Origin of the sequence: Sphingopyxis sp. JAI108 (assembly GCF_013410105.1) — a bacterium.
Lineage (GTDB): Bacteria > Pseudomonadota > Alphaproteobacteria > Sphingomonadales > Sphingomonadaceae > Sphingopyxis > Sphingopyxis chilensis.
Map to the genome: position 1 here is coordinate 772,470 of NZ_JACCCJ010000001.1, position 18,720 is coordinate 791,189.

At 65.4% G+C, this 18,720-nt stretch carries 22 protein-coding genes; 7 read left to right on the plus strand and 15 right to left on the minus strand.

Annotation, left to right across the window (positions count from 1 at the left end):
- Position 1: 1 nt before the first annotated feature.
- The 6 genes from HDC29_RS03675 to HDC29_RS03700 all read right to left on the minus strand — a co-directional run bounded on the left by HDC29_RS03675 (position 2) and on the right by HDC29_RS03700 (position 5,610).
- Entirely contained in the window at positions 2 to 1,183 is a 1,182-nt protein-coding gene (locus tag HDC29_RS03675) for an acetyl-CoA C-acyltransferase (RefSeq protein WP_179494488.1), read from the minus strand.
- A 66-nt stretch (positions 1,184 to 1,249) separates the two neighbouring features.
- Positions 1,250 to 1,708 (minus strand): MaoC family dehydratase, encoded by a 459-nt coding sequence (locus tag HDC29_RS03680; protein ID WP_179494490.1) that lies wholly within the window; start codon positions 1,706 to 1,708, stop codon positions 1,250 to 1,252.
- Between the two features lie 95 nt (positions 1,709 to 1,803).
- The gene (locus HDC29_RS03685) at positions 1,804 to 2,895 is read right to left on the minus strand and encodes a mechanosensitive ion channel family protein (RefSeq protein ID WP_257018191.1); all 1,092 of its coding nucleotides are present in this window, start codon (positions 2,893 to 2,895) and stop codon (positions 1,804 to 1,806) included.
- A 126-nt stretch (positions 2,896 to 3,021) separates the two neighbouring features.
- Entirely contained in the window at positions 3,022 to 4,032 is a 1,011-nt protein-coding gene (locus tag HDC29_RS03690; protein ID WP_179494494.1) for a DNA topoisomerase IB, read from the minus strand.
- Between the two features lie 38 nt (positions 4,033 to 4,070).
- On the minus strand, positions 4,071 to 5,453 hold the full coding sequence (locus tag HDC29_RS03695; RefSeq protein WP_179494496.1) for a putative O-glycosylation ligase, exosortase A system-associated: 1,383 nt from the start codon (positions 5,451 to 5,453) through the stop codon (positions 4,071 to 4,073).
- Positions 5,446 to 5,610, minus strand: a complete 165-nt coding sequence (locus HDC29_RS03700; protein WP_179494498.1) for a hypothetical protein — start codon at positions 5,608 to 5,610, stop codon at positions 5,446 to 5,448. Before HDC29_RS03700 ends, HDC29_RS03695 begins: the two co-directional genes overlap by 8 nt.
- 67 nt (positions 5,611 to 5,677) lie before the next feature.
- On the opposite strand from HDC29_RS03700, the gene HDC29_RS03705 reads away from it, so the two are divergent.
- Together HDC29_RS03705 and HDC29_RS03710 are read left to right on the plus strand one after the other, a co-directional pair.
- Positions 5,678 to 6,883, plus strand: a complete 1,206-nt coding sequence (locus tag HDC29_RS03705; RefSeq protein WP_179494500.1) for a TIGR04063 family PEP-CTERM/XrtA system glycosyltransferase — start codon at positions 5,678 to 5,680, stop codon at positions 6,881 to 6,883.
- A 57-nt stretch (positions 6,884 to 6,940) separates the two neighbouring features.
- Positions 6,941 to 7,771 carry a hypothetical protein gene (locus HDC29_RS03710; RefSeq protein ID WP_179494502.1) on the plus strand — a complete coding sequence of 277 codons (831 nt, stop codon included), beginning with the start codon at positions 6,941 to 6,943 and terminating at the stop codon, positions 7,769 to 7,771.
- Here HDC29_RS03710 and HDC29_RS03715 read toward each other — a convergent pair.
- A complete protein-coding gene (locus HDC29_RS03715; protein ID WP_257018018.1) occupies positions 7,768 to 8,094 on the minus strand; it encodes a hypothetical protein in 327 nt (108 codons plus the stop codon). The two genes, HDC29_RS03710 and HDC29_RS03715, sit on opposite strands and share 4 nt — an antisense overlap.
- On the minus strand, positions 8,091 to 8,354 hold the full coding sequence (locus tag HDC29_RS03720; protein ID WP_179493434.1) for a hypothetical protein: 264 nt from the start codon (positions 8,352 to 8,354) through the stop codon (positions 8,091 to 8,093). The genes HDC29_RS03715 and HDC29_RS03720 overlap by 4 nt, the downstream gene beginning before the upstream one ends.
- Before the next feature lie 138 nt (positions 8,355 to 8,492).
- Here HDC29_RS03720 and HDC29_RS03725 point away from each other — a divergent pair, with 138 nt between their 5' ends.
- On the plus strand, positions 8,493 to 9,161 hold the full coding sequence (locus HDC29_RS03725) for a helix-turn-helix transcriptional regulator (protein WP_179494504.1): 669 nt from the start codon (positions 8,493 to 8,495) through the stop codon (positions 9,159 to 9,161).
- Positions 9,162 to 9,166: 5 nt separating this feature from the next.
- On the opposite strand, the gene HDC29_RS03730 is transcribed toward HDC29_RS03725, so the two are convergent.
- Positions 9,167 to 9,472, minus strand: coding sequence for a hypothetical protein (locus HDC29_RS03730; protein ID WP_179494506.1), 306 nt, complete (start codon positions 9,470 to 9,472; stop codon positions 9,167 to 9,169).
- Positions 9,473 to 9,667: 195 nt separating this feature from the next.
- Here HDC29_RS03730 and HDC29_RS19385 point away from each other — a divergent pair, with 195 nt between their 5' ends.
- On the plus strand, positions 9,668 to 10,954 hold the full coding sequence (locus HDC29_RS19385) for a methyl-accepting chemotaxis protein (protein WP_373562754.1): 1,287 nt from the start codon (positions 9,668 to 9,670) through the stop codon (positions 10,952 to 10,954).
- 99 nt (positions 10,955 to 11,053) lie between these two features.
- Positions 11,054 to 11,779: an aquaporin Z gene (gene aqpZ / locus HDC29_RS03740; RefSeq protein WP_179494510.1), complete on the plus strand. Its 726-nt coding sequence runs from the start codon at positions 11,054 to 11,056 to the stop codon at positions 11,777 to 11,779.
- 36 nt (positions 11,780 to 11,815) lie between these two features.
- On the opposite strand, the gene galU is transcribed toward aqpZ, so the two are convergent.
- The 6 genes from galU to HDC29_RS03770 all read right to left on the minus strand — a co-directional run bounded on the left by galU (position 11,816) and on the right by HDC29_RS03770 (position 16,740).
- The gene (galU, locus tag HDC29_RS03745) at positions 11,816 to 12,679 is read right to left on the minus strand and encodes a UTP--glucose-1-phosphate uridylyltransferase GalU (RefSeq protein ID WP_179494512.1); all 864 of its coding nucleotides are present in this window, start codon (positions 12,677 to 12,679) and stop codon (positions 11,816 to 11,818) included.
- Between the two features lie 62 nt (positions 12,680 to 12,741).
- Positions 12,742 to 13,242, minus strand: a complete 501-nt coding sequence (locus HDC29_RS03750; protein ID WP_326913626.1) for an OmpA family protein — start codon at positions 13,240 to 13,242, stop codon at positions 12,742 to 12,744.
- Positions 13,243 to 13,258: 16 nt separating this feature from the next.
- The gene (locus HDC29_RS03755) at positions 13,259 to 14,482 is read right to left on the minus strand and encodes a diguanylate cyclase (protein WP_179497212.1); all 1,224 of its coding nucleotides are present in this window, start codon (positions 14,480 to 14,482) and stop codon (positions 13,259 to 13,261) included.
- Positions 14,482 to 15,018, minus strand: coding sequence for a YfiR family protein (locus tag HDC29_RS03760; RefSeq protein ID WP_179494516.1), 537 nt, complete (start codon positions 15,016 to 15,018; stop codon positions 14,482 to 14,484). Before HDC29_RS03760 ends, HDC29_RS03755 begins: the two co-directional genes overlap by 1 nt.
- A gap of 140 nt (positions 15,019 to 15,158) precedes the next feature.
- Positions 15,159 to 15,695 (minus strand): peptide-methionine (S)-S-oxide reductase MsrA, encoded by a 537-nt coding sequence (gene msrA / locus HDC29_RS03765; protein ID WP_179494518.1) that lies wholly within the window; start codon positions 15,693 to 15,695, stop codon positions 15,159 to 15,161.
- Between the two features lie 55 nt (positions 15,696 to 15,750).
- On the minus strand, positions 15,751 to 16,740 hold the full coding sequence (locus HDC29_RS03770) for a M48 family metallopeptidase (protein ID WP_179494520.1): 990 nt from the start codon (positions 16,738 to 16,740) through the stop codon (positions 15,751 to 15,753).
- A 104-nt stretch (positions 16,741 to 16,844) separates the two neighbouring features.
- Here HDC29_RS03770 and HDC29_RS03775 point away from each other — a divergent pair, with 104 nt between their 5' ends.
- Positions 16,845 to 17,894, plus strand: a complete 1,050-nt coding sequence (locus tag HDC29_RS03775) for a COX15/CtaA family protein (RefSeq protein WP_179494522.1) — start codon at positions 16,845 to 16,847, stop codon at positions 17,892 to 17,894.
- Positions 17,894 to 18,697, plus strand: a complete 804-nt coding sequence (locus HDC29_RS03780; protein ID WP_179494524.1) for a hypothetical protein — start codon at positions 17,894 to 17,896, stop codon at positions 18,695 to 18,697. The genes HDC29_RS03775 and HDC29_RS03780 overlap by 1 nt, the downstream gene beginning before the upstream one ends.
- Positions 18,698 to 18,720: the final 23 nt, after the last annotated feature.

The window sequence follows — 18,720 nt, forward strand, 5'->3', positions numbered from 1 at the left end:
ATCAGAAGACCTCGAACAGGCCCGCTGCGCCCTGGCCGCCGCCGATGCACATGGTGACGACGGCATATTTGACGCCGCGGCGCTTGCCTTCGATCAGCGCGTGGCCGACGCAGCGCGCGCCGGTCATGCCGAAGGGGTGGCCGATCGAGATCGAGCCGCCGTTGACGTTGAGCAATTCGTTCGGGATGCCGAGCTTGTCGCGGCAGTAGAGAACCTGCACCGCAAAGGCCTCGTTGAGTTCCCACAGGCCGATGTCGTCCATCTTGAGCTCGAAGCGTTCGAGCAGCTTGGGGATCGCAAAGACGGGACCGATGCCCATTTCGTCGGGTTCGGTGCCCGCGACTGCCATGCCGACATAACGGCCAAGCGGTTGGAGGCCCTTCTTCTCGGCGACCTTGGCTTCCATCACGACGCATGCCGACGCGCCGTCGGCGAGCTGGCTGGCGTTGCCCGCGGTGATCGTGTGGCCTTCGCCCATTACCGGCTTCAGGCTGGCGAGCCCTTCGAGCGTCGTGTCGGGACGGTTGCATTCGTCCTTGTCGGCGACGACCTCCTTGAAGCTGACTTCCTTGGTTTCCTTGTCCATCACCGCCATCGTCGCCTTGCAGGCCACGATCTCGTCGTCATATTTGCCCGCTGCCTGCGCGGCGGCGGTGCGCTGCTGCGACTGGAGCGAATATTCGTCCTGAACTTCGCGGCTGATGTTATAGCGCTTCGCGACGACCTCGGCAGTGCCGATCATCGGCATATAGGTGTCCTTGTGCATCGCGATCAGCTCGGCGTCGGTCTCGATGAACACCTTGCCGCTGCCGCTGACCTTCGAGATCGACTCGATGCCGCCGGCGACCGCGATGTCCTGGCGGTCGACGATGATCTGCTTCGCGGCGGTCGCGATCGTCATCAGGCCCGACGAGCATTGGCGGTCGATCGACATGCCGGGGACGGTGACGGGCAGGCCGGAGCGCAGCGCGATCAGGCGCGCGACGTTCATCGTTTGCGAGCCCTGCTGCATCGCGGCGCCGAAGACGACGTCGTCAATTTCGCCGCCTTCGATGCCGGCGCGCTCGACCGCGGCGCGGACCGCATGGGCGCCCAGCGTCGGGGCCAGCGTGTTGTTGAACGAGCCGCGTGCCGCCTTGGTCAGCGGGGTGCGGGCGGTGGAAACGATGACGGCGTCACGCATGATAGGGGTCCTTCTTTCTGATTCCGGTTATCTTAACGGGGGAGGGCGGCCAGAAATACCTGTGCTTTAAACGAAAAACTGGCTGATCCATTCGGTGATCAACGCGGGCTTTTCCTCGCCTTCGATCTCGATCGTCACTTCGTTGGTCTGTTGCCACTGGCCGGGGCGCTTTTCTTCGAGTTCGAGGAGCTTCACATGGCTGCGCACGCGCTTGCCCGAGCGGACAGGGGCGAGGAACCGGACCTTGTTGCCGCCATAGTTCACGCCCATCTTGACGCCTTCGATCTTTGGCCCGTCGGTGCGAGCCCCCAGCATCGGGATCAGCGACAGCGTCAGGAAGCCGTGCGCGATCGTGCCGCCGAAGGGCGTGAGCTTCGCCTTTTCCTCGTCGATATGGATGAACTGGTGGTCGCCCGTCGCGTCGGCGAACTTGTCGATCATATCCTGGTCGACGAGCACCCATTCGGACGTGCCGAGATGCTCACCAACCCTGGCTTGCAGATCCTGCGGTGTGATGGAGGCCATTTGATCATCCCCTCAATTGCTGGTTCGGGGCGCGTTCTAGGCCTCTCTTGCGGCGTTGCACAAGGGCCAAGCCCCGCAGCCGCGTCGCCGTAGCGTCAGCTCTTGGCAGGCTTGGGCGTCTTCATCGTGACGCTTTCGGCATAGGGAAGAATCATCGTCCCGTCGGGCGCCGCGGTAAAGGTCGTCTGCGTGGGATAGGCAAATTCGTAACCGGCGCCCGCCATCGCCTCGAACAGACGGATCGCGACATCGGTGCGCGCCGCGGTCACGACGTCATAATCGTCGCTGAAAACGTCAAAGAGCAGCTCGAAATCGAGGCTCGATGGGCCGAACGAGACAAAGCTCGAACGGATGAACTCCTGCCCTGCCGCCTTGACCTGTTCCTCGAGCAGCGCGGGCAGCTCGCGCAGCATCGCTGGGGTTGTCTGATAGATGACCCCGATCATGAAGGTAACGCGGCGGCGGTGGAGATGCGCGAAATTGGTGATCTCCTTGGCCAGAAGATTGGTGTTCGAAACGACGAGCAACTCGCCGTTGACCGAGCGGAGGCGGGTGCTCTTGAGCCCGATGCGTTCGACCGTCGCCGTGCTCATATCGTATTTGATGGTTTCGCCGACGCGGAAGGGCCGATCGAATATGATCGAGAGCGAGGCGAAGAGATCGGAAAATATGCCCTGCGCCGCGAGGCCGATCGCGATGCCGCCGATTCCGAGACCGGCGATCAGGCCGGTGACGTTGACTCCCATATTGTCGAGGATCACGATCGCCGCGATCGCGAACAGCGCGACGCTGATCAGCAGGCGGATGATGCCCATCGCATTGCTGAGCGTTTCGTTATGCCCTTCGGCTGCACGGCGCTGGATCAGCCCGAGCACGATCTCGCGCGCCCAGATCGCGACCTGCAGCACCACGGCCACGGTGAAGGCGAAATGGATCATTTGCATGATCACCGCCGGCGGCTGCGCATAACCCGCGACAAGGCGAATTGCGATGATTGCGAGCACAAGTGATTTGGTCTTGTGGATCACACGCCCGGCGATGTGGGTCAGCGTCATCTCGCCTTCGGCCGACTGTGCATGCTTCAGCGCGAAGCGGCGCAGCATCGACAGGACGAAGAAAATGAGGAGGCCGGCGCCGATTGCGATGCCGATCTGCAGCCAGTGGCTGTTCACCCACGCGATGCTCATGTCCCAAGAGCGCTGCAGGTCTTCGATCGGGTTGGTTGCCGGGGTTCTTGCGGGCGCGGCTTTCGGGGCGGCGGATGTCGCGGTGGCAAGCAAGGGAAAATTCACGTCAGGCCCTCTTGAATCGGATCAGGCGGATTGGAGCAGCACCGCGGCCGCGGGCGCCTGCTCCAGATAGGCTAAAAAGCCGCGTTCGTAACGCGAAAGATAGCGTGTTGCGCGCGGCAGGTTGCCGATGGTTGCGGCAAAATCGTCGCGATCCTGCGCCGCCGCGATCATCGCCGGGTGGACATAGGCTTTGCGCGCGATGGCTGGCGTGTTGCCGAGCCGGTCGGCGACATGTTCGAGCATCGCCTTCAGCGTCGGCGGTTCGGGCGCGTCGTAAAGGAAGGCGAAAGCCTCGACGCTGGCCGACCAGGTGCGGAAATGCTTGGCGCTGAATTCGTCGCCCATCGCCTCGCGGATATAGGCGTTCACATCGTCCGACCCGACCGCACAGAGGCCGTCCGGATCCTCATACTGGAAAAGCTTCTGTCCGGGCAGGTCCTGTAGCCGGCGAACGAGGGTCGAAAGGCTGCGGTCGCTGATCGTCACGTCACGTTTCGCGCCACCCTTGGCGACATATTGCAGGCGCAGCGTCCGGCCCGACGCCTTTGCATGGCGCTGGCGCAGCGTCGTTGCGCCAAAGCTCTTGTTCGCGGCGACATATTGCTCGTTTCCGATGCGCAGCGCGGCGAGATCGAGCAGCCGCACCACCGCCGCTACCACGCGTTCCGAACAGAGCGTCCGGCGGGCAAGATCGTCGGCGAGGCGTGCGCGGAGGAGCGGCAGCGCGTGCCCAAAAGCGGCGCAGCGATCATATTTGTCGGCATCGCGCGCCATTCGGAATTCGGGATGGTAACGATATTGCTTGCGTCCGCGCGCGTCGTAGCCGGTCGCGAGGATATGGCCGTTCGGCGCGGGACAGAACCACGCATCCTCATAGGCGGGGGGTAGCGCGATCGCGTTAAGGCGCTCGATTTCCTCGCGGTCGCGGATGATCTTTCCCTTGGCGTCGCGGTATCGCCAGCCGACGCCCGAACGCTCGCGGCTGATGCCGGGCAGGCTGTCGTCGACATGGACAAGGCGCGAGGCGGACATGGCGCAATAGCGCCCCGGTCCGCCAATTGGTTCCGGGATCAGCCGGGGTTGATCACCGGATGCCGGGCCGGAACCTGCGCCGGGCGCGCGGTCAGCGGGCGCCACCCCGCTTCCTGTTCGCGCCGGCGGACATAGGTCGTGAGCCCCATTTCGAGCGCGAGCATCATGTAGATAAAGGGCTGGAAAGCGATTCCGACGAACAGCGACCCGACCATATAAGTGATATGGCCGTGCTGGAGCGCGGTCGCGAGCGGCGCGATCCATTGTTCCTCGGCGCGCCGCGTCTTGAGATAGCGGCGACGGAGCTGCTCCATCCTGAGCAGCCCGACCGCATGGAGCAACAGCCACAGCGCGAGCCCCGGATAGCCCTGCTCGCCGAGCATCTCGAAATAGCTCGAATGATAGGCGCGTGAATGTTCCTCATAGACCGTGGGTTCGGCATTTTGCGGCGCGTCGGGATCATAGGCGCTCGCCGCCTTTTCGACGCGGACGCGGTTCTGGATATAGGCTTCGAAACCACCGCCGAACGGATTTTCCTTCGCATATTCCCATGTCCACGCCCACACCGCGACGCGCGTCGAGGCCGACTGGTCGGATTTATGGTCGCGGATCGTTTCCATCCGCTCGGTAAAGCTTTGCGGCAGGAAGGGGATGGTCGCGAGGGCCAGCAGCCCCGCGCCCGCCATGTAGAGGAAACGGTGCTTCACCGCGCGCAGCGACATGATCGCGAGGATGACGAGGCAAACGAGACCGGTGCGCGCCTGCGTGCCGATGGGGAGCAGCGCGCAGGCGAAGACGAGCGCGAAGCAGAAGAGCGAGACGCGCCAATCGGGAGGAAAGATCGTGCCATGCTTGCGATACCAGAGGATCAGCGGGATGATCGAAATGCCCACCGCCGACATGATCGAGCCTTCGTAAAGGCCGTAATTTTCGTTGAGCAGCAGTTGCAGCGAGCCATAACCGCCGCCGCCCGCCGCGGTCTTGATCCCGCCGGCGATCGCGATCGCCGCTGCCGACAGCAGCATGATCAGGACCAGCGATTCGATCCGCAGCTTGGTCCTGAGCGTGAGTGGCAGGAAAATCGCCCAGACGAGCGCTTTCCACACCCAGCTCCATTTGTCGGCGGCCTCGACCGGGAAGTCGGCCTGGATCGTTGTCATCCAGCAATAGAGGAGCAAAGCGACCAGCAGGAATTGGCGCCCCGACCATCGCGTGTCCTTCTTGTCGTCGACCGCGAGCCAGCCGACGATCGCCAGCCCGAAGACGATCAGCGAGATCGGGATCGAGTTGATGAGGAAATAGCTGAGGCGTTGCGGCGCGACGATGTCGATGTAGCAAAAGCACAGCACAAACAGGAACGGCTTGCGAAAGCCGACCCCGATGAAAGCGAAAAGAAAGGCGACAAAGGCGATGTCACGCATCGGTGCGCGCTTCCTCGGCGGCACGTTCGGCGTCGCGGCGCTGTTGCCACAGCATGCGCGGGCTCACCTCGCGGTCGAGATCGTCACGATAGAGCAGGCGCCATAACGCGATCGCCATCAGGACGTGCGTCAGGCCAATGGAAAAATTGTCGACCATATAAGATGTTGCCTAGGCTATTGGGGTTGACGCCGCGTTAAGCCTTGTCTGCCAAAGGCCCTGCACGATGACCCGAATATTGCACGTCCTCGATCATAGCTTGCCCGCGCACAGCGGCTACACCTTTCGCACCCGCGCGCTGATGAAGGCGCAAGCCTTGAAGGGTTGGCAGGTGGCGGGGGTCACCGGCGTGCGCCATCCCGAGCCCGGCCCCGACGTCGAGACGGTCGACGGACTGACCTTTTACCGCACATCGCCGATCGCGCCGGCGCGGTCGCCGCTTCGCGAATGGCGCGAAATCCGGGCGCTGGCGAAGCGCGTCGAGGCGCTGGCGAAGGAATGGAAGCCCGACGTTCTCCACGCCCATTCACCTGTGCTCGATGGCTTGGCGGCGCTGCGCGTAGGCAAGGCGCTCGGCATCCCGGTCATCTATGAAATCCGCGCCTTCTGGGAGGATGCAGCGGTCGGAAATGGCACGGGGCGCGAGGGCAGCTTGCGTTACCGGATGACCAAGAAGCTTGAAACACACGCGGTCAAATCGGCGGACGCCGTAGCGGTGATCTGTGAAGGTCTGCGCGGCGACCTGATCGCGCGCGGGATCGATCCCGCCAAAATCACCGTATCGCCCAACGGTGTCGATCTCGACCTGTTCGGAGATCCGCCGCCGCGCGACGATAGGCTGGCGGACAATCTTGGCCTAGCCGCCGGCGATGTCGTGATCGGCTATATCGGCAGCTTCTATGATTATGAGGGAATCGACGACCTGATCACCGCGATGCCCGCGCTGGTCGCCAGGCAGCCCAGGGCGCGGCTCCTGCTCGTCGGGGGCGGGCCGAAGGAATCGGCGCTGAGGGCCCAGGCCGCGGCATCGCCCGCTGCGGCGCAGATACATTTCGTCGGCCGCGTTCCGCACACGCAGGTCGAGCTTTATTATTCCTTGATCGATATTCTCGCCTATCCGCGCAAGAAGATGCGGCTGACCGATCTTGTCACGCCCCTGAAGCCACTTGAGGCGATGGCGCAGGGCAAGCTCGTCGCCGCATCGGACGTCGGGGGTCACCGCGAGCTGATCGAGCACGGTGCGACGGGGACGCTTTTCGCGCCCGACGACCCGGTCGCGATTGCCGACGCGCTCGCCGGCTTGCTGGAAAGTCGGGCGATGTGGCCCGAACGCCGGCGAACCGCACGTATTTTTGTCGAAAGTCATCGTAACTGGTCGTCAAACATTTTACGTTACGAGCCCGTTTACCAGCGATTGCTGCGTGGCGCCTGAGGCGGCCGTTCGGTGCAACGACAGGATGGCCCCGCGGGCCGATGGATTTGGAACGATATGGAAGAAACCAGCGAGAACCGGACGAGGGCCATTGCGACCGCGTTGCTGCGCGCGCTGCAGCCTGCGATCCCCGCGGTGATCGGCGCGGCGGCGCTGACTTTCCTGTTCGCGGCGCTGATGCCTTTTTCGTGGGTCGCGGCGATCAGCTGGAATCTCTACCTCGACCGCCTCTCGGATCTGTTCGTCCCGCCGATCGGCAATGGCGGACGGCTCGCGCTCGCGCTCGGCATGTCGGCGGTCGCCGCCGCGATCGCCGGGCTCGTCGCACTGCTGATCGCTCGGCCCGAGGCCGCCGGCCTGACGTCGCTGCGCAACCCTTTCCGGCGCGCTGTCGAACAGGCGGACGATGACGAGCCCGTCCTGACGCGCCGCCGCGTAGACCTGCATCCCGACGATCCCCCGCGGCCGCCGATCCGCGCGGGTCGCGATCTGCCGGCGGGCGGGCTGGGCGCGGTGGGGACGGGGAGCGTTTACGAACCCGCCGAATTCGATTCCTGGCTTGGCGGAGCAGCGGTCGAGGTCGACGACGAAACCGAGCTTATGCTCGCCGATCTTGCGCCCGAAGACGATCTCGGTGCCGATGCGCCCTGGCTGCAGCCCGCCGAGATGACGTCACCGCCGCCGCCGCTCGACCCTGCCGACAAATCGCTCGGCGCCATGGTTGCCCGCCTCGAAGCCGGACTGGCGCGCCGCCGCCAAGACGCGGTCGCAAAGGCAGCGATCCCGGCGACGACAGGCGTTGCGACCGAGGACGATCCGGAGGTAGACTTCGCGCTCGAAGCTGCACTCTCCACCCTGCAGCGCATGACGCGCCAGTCGGTCGGCTAGTCTTCGACCGTCAATATCTCGACCCGCAACGTCTGCGGATCGGTTCCGCATTCCACCGCCACATCGGCAACGATATGCCCGGGCAGCTTCCATTCGGCCGCACCGAGCTGTTCCTGTAGCGCGCGTCGCGTCGCCTCGACGTCTCCAGCCGCCAGCGCGCAGGGAAAAATGTGGCGCGCCCCGACAAAGCTCGCGCTCGCCCAGGGGCGGAAGGTCGACGCTCGGGGAGTGAGGCCGCGCGGCAATGCGTGCGTCAGCAGGTGACGGAGCCGTCGATGCGGACAGCCGGGCCGCGGCGGGAGGGCGGGGGACCAGCGCATCATTCCTCAACTCCTGCTTCGACACGCCAGAATTCGCGGGTTCTGCGGTCGCCCAATGGTACGCTATCCCCGATGCGGCGAGCGGCGTGCCATTTGTTCATGAAATGTTCCGCACGGCATATTATCTCGCGTCCGGGCTCGCGACCGCCGCGCAGGTCACTGACGAAGCGCGGATCGCGCACTGCGGCGCGGCCGAACACGCTTGGCGGCATCGCTGATTCCTTCAGAAAAGCCTCGATCCGTTGCAACAGGCTGCGCTCCATCTGTTCCTCCCGATTGCGCTTCAAAAACCGGGCGACTCACCCGATAGGATATTTCCTATTTGATGCTCGATTTCCTACTTGTCTAGGAAAAATCCTCTTGCTAGATACGAAATAGGAAGGACCAGCCCCCAGCGACCCATGGCCGACTATATTCAGGATCCGCGCGCCGCGCTCGACCGCCTCTTGATCGAAAAGGGCATCGATTATGCGCGCCTGTCGCAGGTGATCGGACGCAATCCCGCCTATATCCAGCAATATATCAAGCGCGGCTCGCCGCGGCGATTGGCGGAACAGGACCGTGCGCGCATTGCCGCCTATCTGGGCGTGTCCGAAGCGGTGCTCGGCGGACCGGCGCTGCGCGTCGCGACGCCAGCGCGCGTGCGCGGACCGGGGATGATCCTTGTGCCCAAGCTTGCGATCGGTGCTTCCGCCGGGGCAGGCGCGAGCGTCGACGGCGAGCCGGTCGAGGGCGAAGTCGCGTTCGACCCTAAATGGTTGCGCGACCTGGGGGCCGACCCGCGCACGCTCAGCATCATTCGCGTCGAGGGCGATTCGATGGCGCCGACGCTGGGTGACGGCGATGATATACTGGTCGATGGGGGTGACGCCGCGGCGCGGCTGCGCGACGGCATCTATGTGTTGCGCATGGATGATGTGCTGATGGTGAAGCGCGTCGCGCGCGCGCCGGGGCAGGGGAGGATTTCGGTGATCAGCGACAATCCCCACTATCGCAGTTGGGACGACCTGCCGATGTCCGCGATCCGGTTGGTCGGCCGGGTCGTGTGGACGGGACGGCGGGTGCGGTAAAGCGGCTAGCGCGGCGCCGCCATCTCGGCTTCGATCTCATGCTCAAGCACCTCGGCGCGCTGGCATTGCTCCGCATTGCCGTCGCGGCATTTCTCGGCCGCCTTGTCGCGCTGGCGCGACAGCTTGCCGACGCGCTCCTCGCTCTTGCGCATCTCGCGGCCCCGGTTGCGGTCGGCCTCGTCCTGGCTGGTCGTCGACCAGTCGGCAACCTGGCCGACGGCCTTGACCGGCGCGGTCACCACCGTTTTCACAGCGCTGACGCAGCCGGCGAGCAGGGGGGCGGCCATTGCCGCAACGATCACAGCGCGCATGTCATTCTCCTCGCCGGCCAAGGGCCCGACCCTGGCGTCCCATCGCATAATCGCCGCGATCTGAACAGAATATTGCGACAGGGCGACGACGCGACCAGATCATGTGTCACATCACTGAAATAAATAGTTAAATTGGTGTTTACCCTCTGGCTCTAGTCGAGGCGCGGCACCGCGTCGCAACTTGAAGAGGATCGAATGAACGCCATCGGACATGCGTTTACGCCAGCGTCGGGTCATGCGTCCGCAATCGGCGCGGATGCACATATGTCCGAGGTTATCGACCTGTTCCGCGGCAATCCGCAATTGCGCGCGCTCGCGGTGGTCGACGGGGAGAGGCGCCCCATCGGCATCATTCGCGAACAGCGTGTGCGCGAGCTGCTTTTCTGTCCTTTCTGGTTTTCGCTTATGCAGAACCCGACGATCGGCGGGTCGATCGCTTCGATGATCGAACCCTGCGCGATCGCGGATGTGGCGCGGTCGACAACCGACCTTTTGCGGATCGTCGCGCAGTCCGCGGGGCAGCAGGAGCTGATCCTCGTCGAGGCGGGCCGGTTCGTCGAGACCCTCGACAGCGCGCAGCTCGCCAAGCTCGCGATGCTGCGCGAGGTCGAACTGGCGCAGGAGCGCGCCGCGCGTGCGACGCATATCGACGACGTCGGGCGGCAATTCCGGCAGGATATCGCTGCGCTCACCGTCACCCTCTCCGAAACCGCGACAAGGGTCGAGGCGGTCGCGGGCACCCTGTCCGATCGTGCCCAGCAGACGGGCCGCGATGCCGTGACCGTGGCCGGTGCGACGGCGCAGACGCTCGCCGGCCTGCAGGACCTCGGCGATCGCGGCCATGCACTCGCCGCGACGATGACGCGGATCGTCGAGGACGGATCACGCGCGCGCGCCGTTCGCGGCGACGCGCATATCAAGATCAAGCAGGCGAGCGAACGGGCGGCTGCGTTGAAGGCGGCCAGCCAGTCGATCGAACAGATGCTCGCGCTGATCATCGACATGGCGAGCCGCACCAACATGCTCGCGCTCAACGCCGGGATCGAGGCTGCGCGGGCGGGCGAGGCCGGTCGCGGTTTCGCCGTCGTCGCATCGGAAGTGAAGACGCTGGCCAGCCAGACGCGCACAGCCGCGGGCGACATCGCCCAATATGTCGATCGGATCCGAGACATCGTGGGACAGGTCGCCGCGGGCTTCGACGAGGTCGAAAGGGCGATCGACGCGAACAATGGCTTTTCCGACGCGATCGACCGCGCGGTCGACGGCCAGAGCGCGACGACGCTGACGATCGCGAGCTATGTCGAGCAAGCCGTGTTTGCGGGGCGAGAGATCGATGCGCGGGTGCGCGAGATCGGCCACGGCGCCATCGCGGTCGGGGACGGCGCGCAAACGCTAGGCCGATTGTCGGCCGGGCTGACCGAGGCCGCGCAGTCGCTGCACCAGCGTGCGCAGCGCTTCGTCGAAGCCGTCGCCGCGGCCTGATTCCTTCCGCTCGGACAAGGGCTTGCCCGATCCTGCAACACTGATAGGATGACGCCGCGCCGGAGGCGTCTGAGGCCGCCGGCGGGGAGGAGGGTCATCATGACGAATATCCAAAAGGGTTTGGCCGAATTTATCGGCACGTTCTGGCTTGTGCTCGGCGGTTGCGGCAGCGCGGTCCTGGCCGCCGCCTTTCCCGATGTCGGCATCGGGTTGCTCGGCGTCTCGCTTGCTTTCGGGTTGACGGTCGTGACGATGGCCTATGCGATCGGCCATATTTCGGGCTGCCACCTCAACCCCGCTGTCACCGTCGGCTTGTGGGCTGGCGGGCGGTTCGAGGCGCGCGACATTCCGCTCTATGTCATTGCGCAGGTGCTTGGCGCGATCGTCGCGGCGTTCCTGCTCTTTTACATCGCGAGCGGCAATCCCGCCTATGACCTCGCGACGAACGGCCTTGCCGCCAACGGGTTCGGCGAAGGGTCGCCCGGCGGCTATGATATCTGGTCGGCGCTGATCATCGAGATACTGCTGACCGCTTTCTTCGTCTGGATCATCATGGGATCGACCGACGGCCGCGCACCGGCCGGTTTTGCGCCGCTGGCGATCGGCCTCGCGCTGGCCCTGATCCACCTCATCTCGATCCCCGTGACCAATACCTCGGTCAACCCGGCGCGCAGCACGGGGCCGGCGCTTGTCGTCGGCGGCCTCGCGTTCCAGCAATTGTGGCTGTTCTGGCTCGCGCCGCTGATCGGCGGCGCTGTTGGCGGGCTGCTTTACAAGACGCTCGGCGCCGACACCTTCCCGAAGCCGAATATCGAGGGCGAATAAACGGTTTTCCGGCGGGGGTGTGCTGCCTCCGCCGGCTTATTTCAGCAGGTCGATAGCAAAGGCGCGGACCTCGTCCGCCAGATCGGCACGCCCGAGGGCAACCGCGAGATTCGCCTGGATATAGCCGGCCTTCGATCCGCAGTCGTAGCGCGCGCCGTCGAAGGTGACGGCGTGAAAGGGCTGGCTGCCGATCATCGTCGCCATCGCGTCGGTAAGCTGGATTTCGCCCCCCGCGCCCTTTTCCTGGCGTTCGAGCACGCGCATCACCTCGGGTTGCAGGATGTAGCGGCCCGAAATGATCAGGTTCGACGGTGCCGCGTCGACCGCAGGTTTTTCGACGAGGCCGGTCACCTCGGTCAGCGCCCCGTCGCGCGCGCCGGGCGCGATCACGCCATAGGACGATACCTGTTCGCGCGGCACTTCGAGCACGGAGATCATGTTGCCGCCGACGCGGGCATAGGCATCGACCATCTGCTTCATGCAGCCGGGCGACCCGTGCATGAATTCGTCGGGCAGGAAGATCGCGAAAGGCTCGTCGCCGACGATGTCGCGCGCGCACCATATGGCGTGGCCCAAACCCAACGGTTCCTGCTGCCGGACGTAGGCGCAGGCGCCGGGGCCGAGGCGTGTCGGTTCGAGCACCGACAAATCCTTGCCACGCTCCGACATCGTCTTTTCCAGTTCGAAGGCGACGTCGAAATGATCCTCGATCGCGCTCTTGCCGCGGCCGGTGACGAAGATCATCTGCTCGATCCCCGCCTCGCGCGCCTCGTCGACCGCATATTGGATCAGCGGCCGATCGACGACGGGCAGCATCTCCTTCGGGATCGCCTTGGTCGCGGGCAGGAAGCGCGTGCCGAGGCCGGCGACGGGAAAGACGGCTTTGCGGATCGGTTTCATGAAGGAAGGCGTAGCGGCGAACGCCGGTCAAGAAAAGGGCGGGTGAAGGCGTGCGTGCCGCTTTATTGCGGCGTAACGATCACGACGACGCGCCGGTTGTCCTGCCGTCCTTCGGGCGTCGCGTTGCTCGACAGGGGCAGGGTTTCGCCGCGACCGACGACCTGATCGGCGGTAAGCCGCATTCCGCCCGCCTGCATCGGCGTCGCGACCGCCTCTGCGCGCGCCTGCGACAGCCAGAGATTATAAGCCGAGGTTCCGGTTGAATCGGTGTGGCCTTCGACCCGCGCGGTCGTTATCCCGACCGATACGAGCTTGGCCGCGATATCGGCGATCCGCGTTTGCTGGTCGGCCGGCACGCTGCTCTCGTTCGACGGGAAAAGGAGCCTTTCTGGCATGCTCAGTTGCCAGCCGAGGCCGGTGTCGACGAATCCCTCCGACTGGAGCGTCGCGATCTGCGCCGCGCTGAAGTCGCTCGGCGAGGGTGCGCTCTGGCATGCCGCGAGCAACGCCGCCAGAACGGCGATCGCGAAGAGGCGGATTTTGTGGGGGAAGGCGTGAGTCACGGCGTCTCTCCGTTGGTCATCGTGAACGGTTGGCCAATTTGTCAGCATACATGGCGGCGTCGGCGGCGGTGAGCAACGCCGTCGCGTTGCTGCCGCTGTCAGGGAAAACCGCGACGCCGACACTGACCGATGCCCGATAGGTTTGTCCGTCGGGCAACGCGATCGGTTGGGATACACAGGCCCGGATCCGGTTGGCGAGCTCACCAGCGACCGCATCTGCGTCGAAGGGATCGATGATGACGACGAATTCGTCGCCGCCGATGCGGGCGGCGAAATCGTCCTTGCGCAGCGTTTCCTTGATACAGGCCGAGAGCGCGACGAGCACGGCGTCTCCCGCAGCATGGCCGAAATTGTCATTGGCCGCCTTGAAATTGTCGGCGTCGATGAACAGCAGCGCAAAGCGGCTGCCGCGCGCCGTCGCGGCCTCGATGCGCTGCGCGAGCTGTTCGTCGAAGGCGGCGCGGTTGGGCATTGCGGTCAGCGGGTCGTGCGACGCCCGGTGGGCGAGCATCGCGCGTTCGCTTTCCATATGGCCTTGCCAGCCCTGCAATTCGTCGAGCAGCGCGTTGATGTCGCCGCCCAGCCGGTCGAGTTCGGCGATGCCGAGCGGCTGGACGCGCTTGTCGAAGCGGCGGTGCAGCCGCACGTCGTGCGCGACGGTCGCGATTTCATTGAGCGGCTTGACGAGCTCATATTCGAACCGCCGCGCCAGGAATATCGTGCCGAAAGCGGTGATGAGCAGGCAGGTCAGCCCGGCGAGCAGTCCAAGCCGGACATAGTCGATCAGCGTCGAACTGTCGCCCCATACCTCGATCGTCCCGATCGCCGATCCGTTGCGCTCGACCGTCACCGCGAAGGGACGGGGGAAAAATATGCGGGTAAGCGTCGGTGCCGGGTCGGCGGTGGGCGATGTCCATTCGGTCACCGGCCGGCCGACATCGTTGAGCACCCGCAGCCGCGCGATGCCGGGAATGCGTGTGAGCGGTTCGAGGCCTTCGCGCGCGGCGACCGGATCGTTGAATACCAGCGCCGGTTCGACGCCATAGGCGCCAAGCTGCGCGGCCAGCTCCATGTTGCGGTCGGCATAGCCGCGCAGCGCCGTCACGCCCGCGAGCAGGATCGTCAGCCCAGACAGCGCGACGGCGAACAAAGTGATGCCGAAATGAAAACGCGACAGCAGCTTTTGCAGCGTCGTGCGCGCACCGATCCGTTCGACGGGGCGAGGCGGCGATCCCCCCATCACGCGCCTCCCTGGCCGGAGCCGATGCGCAGCACCCGCGGATCGACGCGTAGCGGGCCGCGGCCGATCGCGTCGAGATTGACGGAGAAGCTGAGGCTCGTGGCGTGGCTGTTGAGGCAGAACATCGCGCCATAAATACACGCCGCGTCATCGTCGGTGATCGTCAGGACCGGACGGCCGCGCACCCATGCGATCAATTGCCGCCGGTCGGCGACCGGCATTCGGCCGAGGAACAATATGTCGCAATCGGCAGTGACGCGGGCGGCGGACGTCAGGCGAACCGATATCGAACCCCGGCCCGGCGTCTCCGGCGCCATACGGGGCGCGAGGCGCGGAGTGCCGACGACGCACATCAGGCGATTGGCGGCAGGCGATCCTTCGGGCCAGCGAGCATAGCTCGCGATGCCGCCGATCATCCGGTTGACCGCCTGCGTCATTCCGCCGGCGCTTTCCTCGACAATCGACTGGCTTGCCGCCTGCACCGACATCTGTGGTGTCGTTACAAACGCGCCGATCAGAAACAGTGATGCCAGCACCTGGCCGTGCCCCCCAACTGTGTTTCAGGGCCACCCTGCCCCAGCGAAGGGGCGTCCGCTAGTCAAAACAATTGGAAAGTCAACGAAAAGTGACGTCATGCGGCCATATTGCAACAGCGGCCGCAGACCTCGCCGCTCTTCTATGCGCTACGCAAACGGTCACTGAATCCCTTGCGCAACTTGGCCAGTTTCGGCGGGATGACCGCCATGCAATAGGGATTGCGCTGGCCTTCGCCTTCCCAATAGGCCTGATGATAATCCTCCGCCGGATACCATTCGGACGCGCTTTCGACCGTCGTGACGATCGGCGCGGGCCAGTCGGCGCCGGCGCGCGCGATCCCGTCGCGCGCCGCGTCGGCCTGCGCGGCATTGAGCGGAAAGATCGCGCTGCGATACTGGGTGCCGATGTCGTTGCCCTGGCGATTGAGTGTCGTCGGATCGTGCGTTGCGAAATGAACGTCGAGCAGATCGTCATAGGAAATGACCGACGGGTCGAAGGTAATGCGGATCGCCTCGGCATGGCCGGTGTCGCCGCCGCACACCTGCTTGTAGGTGGGGCTCGCGACATGGCCTCCGATATAGCCGCTCTCGACCCCTTCGACGCCTTCGAGCGACTGGAACACCGCTTCGGTGCACCAGAAGCAGCCTCCGGCGAAAATGGCGGTTTCACGGGTCATGGCATCGATCCTTGTCGGGGAGAAGGGAATGCCCCCAAATAGGATGCGCCGCATCTTATTCCAAGGGCGGCGGCGCGTCGACCAACGGCGGGTGCAGCGGCCGGCCGAGCATTCTCGTCGCGGCGATGGTGGCGGCTTCGGCTTCGAGCGCGGCGACGCGGTCGCGCCAGGAGGGGTGGGTGCTCGCCTGGAACATGGGCCGCCCTTTGCGCTGGCCGAACCGCGACCAGAAGCGCGCCGCCGCCGCGGGATCATAGCCGGCCCCGGCGAGCAGCCAGACCGACAACCGGTCGGCCTCGATCTCGGTCTGCTTGAACATGCGCGCGTTACGGCCGAATTGCTTCGCAAGCCCACGGTTGACACCTGCCGCGTCGAGCCGCGCGCGGTGGCGCAGGATATTGTGGGCCAGCTCGTGCGCGATAGCCGCCGCGAGTTCCTCATCGTCGGGCGAAAAGTCGACAAGGCCCTGATTGACGAGCACCATGCGTCCGTCGGCGACAGCCCCCGGCTTCTCGTTCGCCTCGACACGAAAGTCGCTCACGCAACCGGGCTTGGGCATGACGTCCATAGTGCGTCCAGCGCCGGTATGGAGCGCAAGCGCAGCGTCAGTGGGCAGCGCCGCGAGAGTGGTTTCGATCGCGGTGATCCGCGCGAAGGGATGATCGCTCTCGCCATCGGGGACGGGCGCTTCGCCGATCCCGGTGACCGACGTGCCGACCGCGACCCCCGCCGATGCGGCCGGCGAGGCGGGCGTCACCGCGGCGATGAAGGCATGGGTTTGGTCGTCGGCGCCATAGGCGTCCAGTGCCTCGGTGCGCCGGTCCGCGTTGTAAAGGCGCGGGTCGCCCCAGATCCAGCCGAACTGCGGCTGGCGTACCGGGCACCAAGCGGCGTTTTCGGTCGTCAGGCGAAATCCGATCGCCGCCACGCGCGTCTCCGCCGCCGCCAGCGCGGAATAGGGCGAGGGTTCGGCCGACGCCGCCGTCGATGGCGCGGCTATCGACAGCATAAGGACGGCAAGGATTGGCGGGGCATGGCGCGGCATCGGCATCCCCTATCAAGCCGTGCCTGTCGCGACCATGAATTTCCCCGAAGGGCCGGGTTCCCGCCCTCTTGCCTATCGTCCTGCAAGCGCCGATAGGGCGGGCGATGACCCACGTTTCGACCTTGCCCGCGCCGAATGTGCGCGCATCCCGCCCCGCCGCCCTCGCGCGCTGGCTTTGGGCGGTGGCCCTGCTCGTGATCATCGTGGTTGGGGTCGGCGGCATCACCCGCCTGACCGAATCCGGCCTGTCGATCACCGAATGGCGGCCGGTTTCAGGCGTCATTCCGCCGCTGACCGAAGCCGGGTGGATCGAGGAGTTCGAGAAATACAAGCGGATTCCCGAATATCAGGCGATCAACCTCGGCATGACGATCGACGGTTTCAAGGCGATCTTTTTCTGGGAGTGGCTGCACCGCATTCTCGGGCGGCTCGTCGGGATGGCGCTCGTCGTCCCGCTGATCTGGTATGCATGGCGCCGCGCCATTCCGGCGGGCTATGGCTGGCGCCTGTTCGCGCTCGCGGCGCTCGTCGGGCTGCAGGGCGCGATCGGATGGTGGATGGTGGCCTCGGGCCTCGAATATCGCACCGACGTCAGCCATTTCCGCCTCGCGACGCACTTGCTGACGGCATTGTTCCTGCTTGCCGGACTCGTCTGGACGGCGCGCGATCTCGGCGTGCTGGCACGCGATCCCGCCGGCAGGCCGGCGCGGCTGACCGGTCCGGCGGTGGCCGTGATCGCAATTCTCTTGGTCCAGTTGCTGCTCGGCGCGTGGGTCGCGGGGCTCAATGCCGGCTATGTCGCCAGCACCTGGCCGCTGATGAACGATCATTTCGTGCCCGAAGGCATCGACTGGACCGGGGGGGCGTGGCTCGCGCTGACCAACGATCCCTTCCTCATTCATTTCCTCCATCGCTGGTGGTCGTGGGCCGCGGCGCTGGCGTTGCTGCTCCTCGCACGGACCTTGTCGCGGCGCGGCGCGGCGCGTGAAGCCCGGTTGCTCGTCGCGGTCGTCGCGGCGCAGATGCTGCTCGGCATCTGGACCGTCGTGTCCGGGGTTTCGATGTGGGTTGCCGTGCTGCACCAGATCGTCGGCGCGATCCTCGTCGCGGCCGCGGCAGCGTCGCTCCACCGGCTGGGCCGCGGCGGCGCGTGATGCCCGCGGGCGTTCTCGGTGCCTTGTTGCTGCTGACGGCGATGCCGCAAGCGGAGACCGTTTCGAGCGACGCCACGGCCGCCACGGCCGCGCAGGTCCGCTTCGCGCCCCCGGTTGGCGTGCCGATGCGCTATCGCGTGACGACGCGCCGTGTCGGCCGGGACGGAACGCTGATCGATTTCGCGCTCGTATATGCGCTGCAATGGCAGCGGACCGGGCGGGGCTATCGGCTCGACGCGGTGCTGGAACGGATCGATTCGGGCGCGCAAGCCGACGTGACCCGTATGCTGACGATGATGCTCGATCCGCTGGTCGGTGAAGACATCTCCTATCTGGTCCCGTCCGACGGCAGCCGGATCGACCTTGTCGATCCCGATCAATTGTGGGCGCGGGTGACGACGCGGGTGGAGAAGGCGGGTGCCGAAGCGGGGCAGCCCGAAGCCAGGCAGCTGGCGCGACTGATTGCCGCGCTCCCCGCCGCCGAGCGTGACCGGTTGGCCACCGCCGACCTCCGTGCGCTGATCGCGCCCGCGAACGATGCCATTCCCGCGGCATCGGCCCCTCCCGATGTCGACATATCGGTACGCGACGATGGCGCGCGGCGCACGATCGCCAAGGTCGAGCGGGATTCGGCTCCGGTCGGAGGAAAGTCCCAGCCGCTCGAAATCGACAATCTGTGGACGGTCGACACCGACACGGGCCTGGTCGTGCGCGAACGCCGCCAGAGCTGGATCGTCGATGCCGACGGCAATGACCGCAGGCTGGTCGAGGAGCGCGTGCGCGCGCTCGAACCGGCTCCATAAAATAATAAGGTATCATATTACCC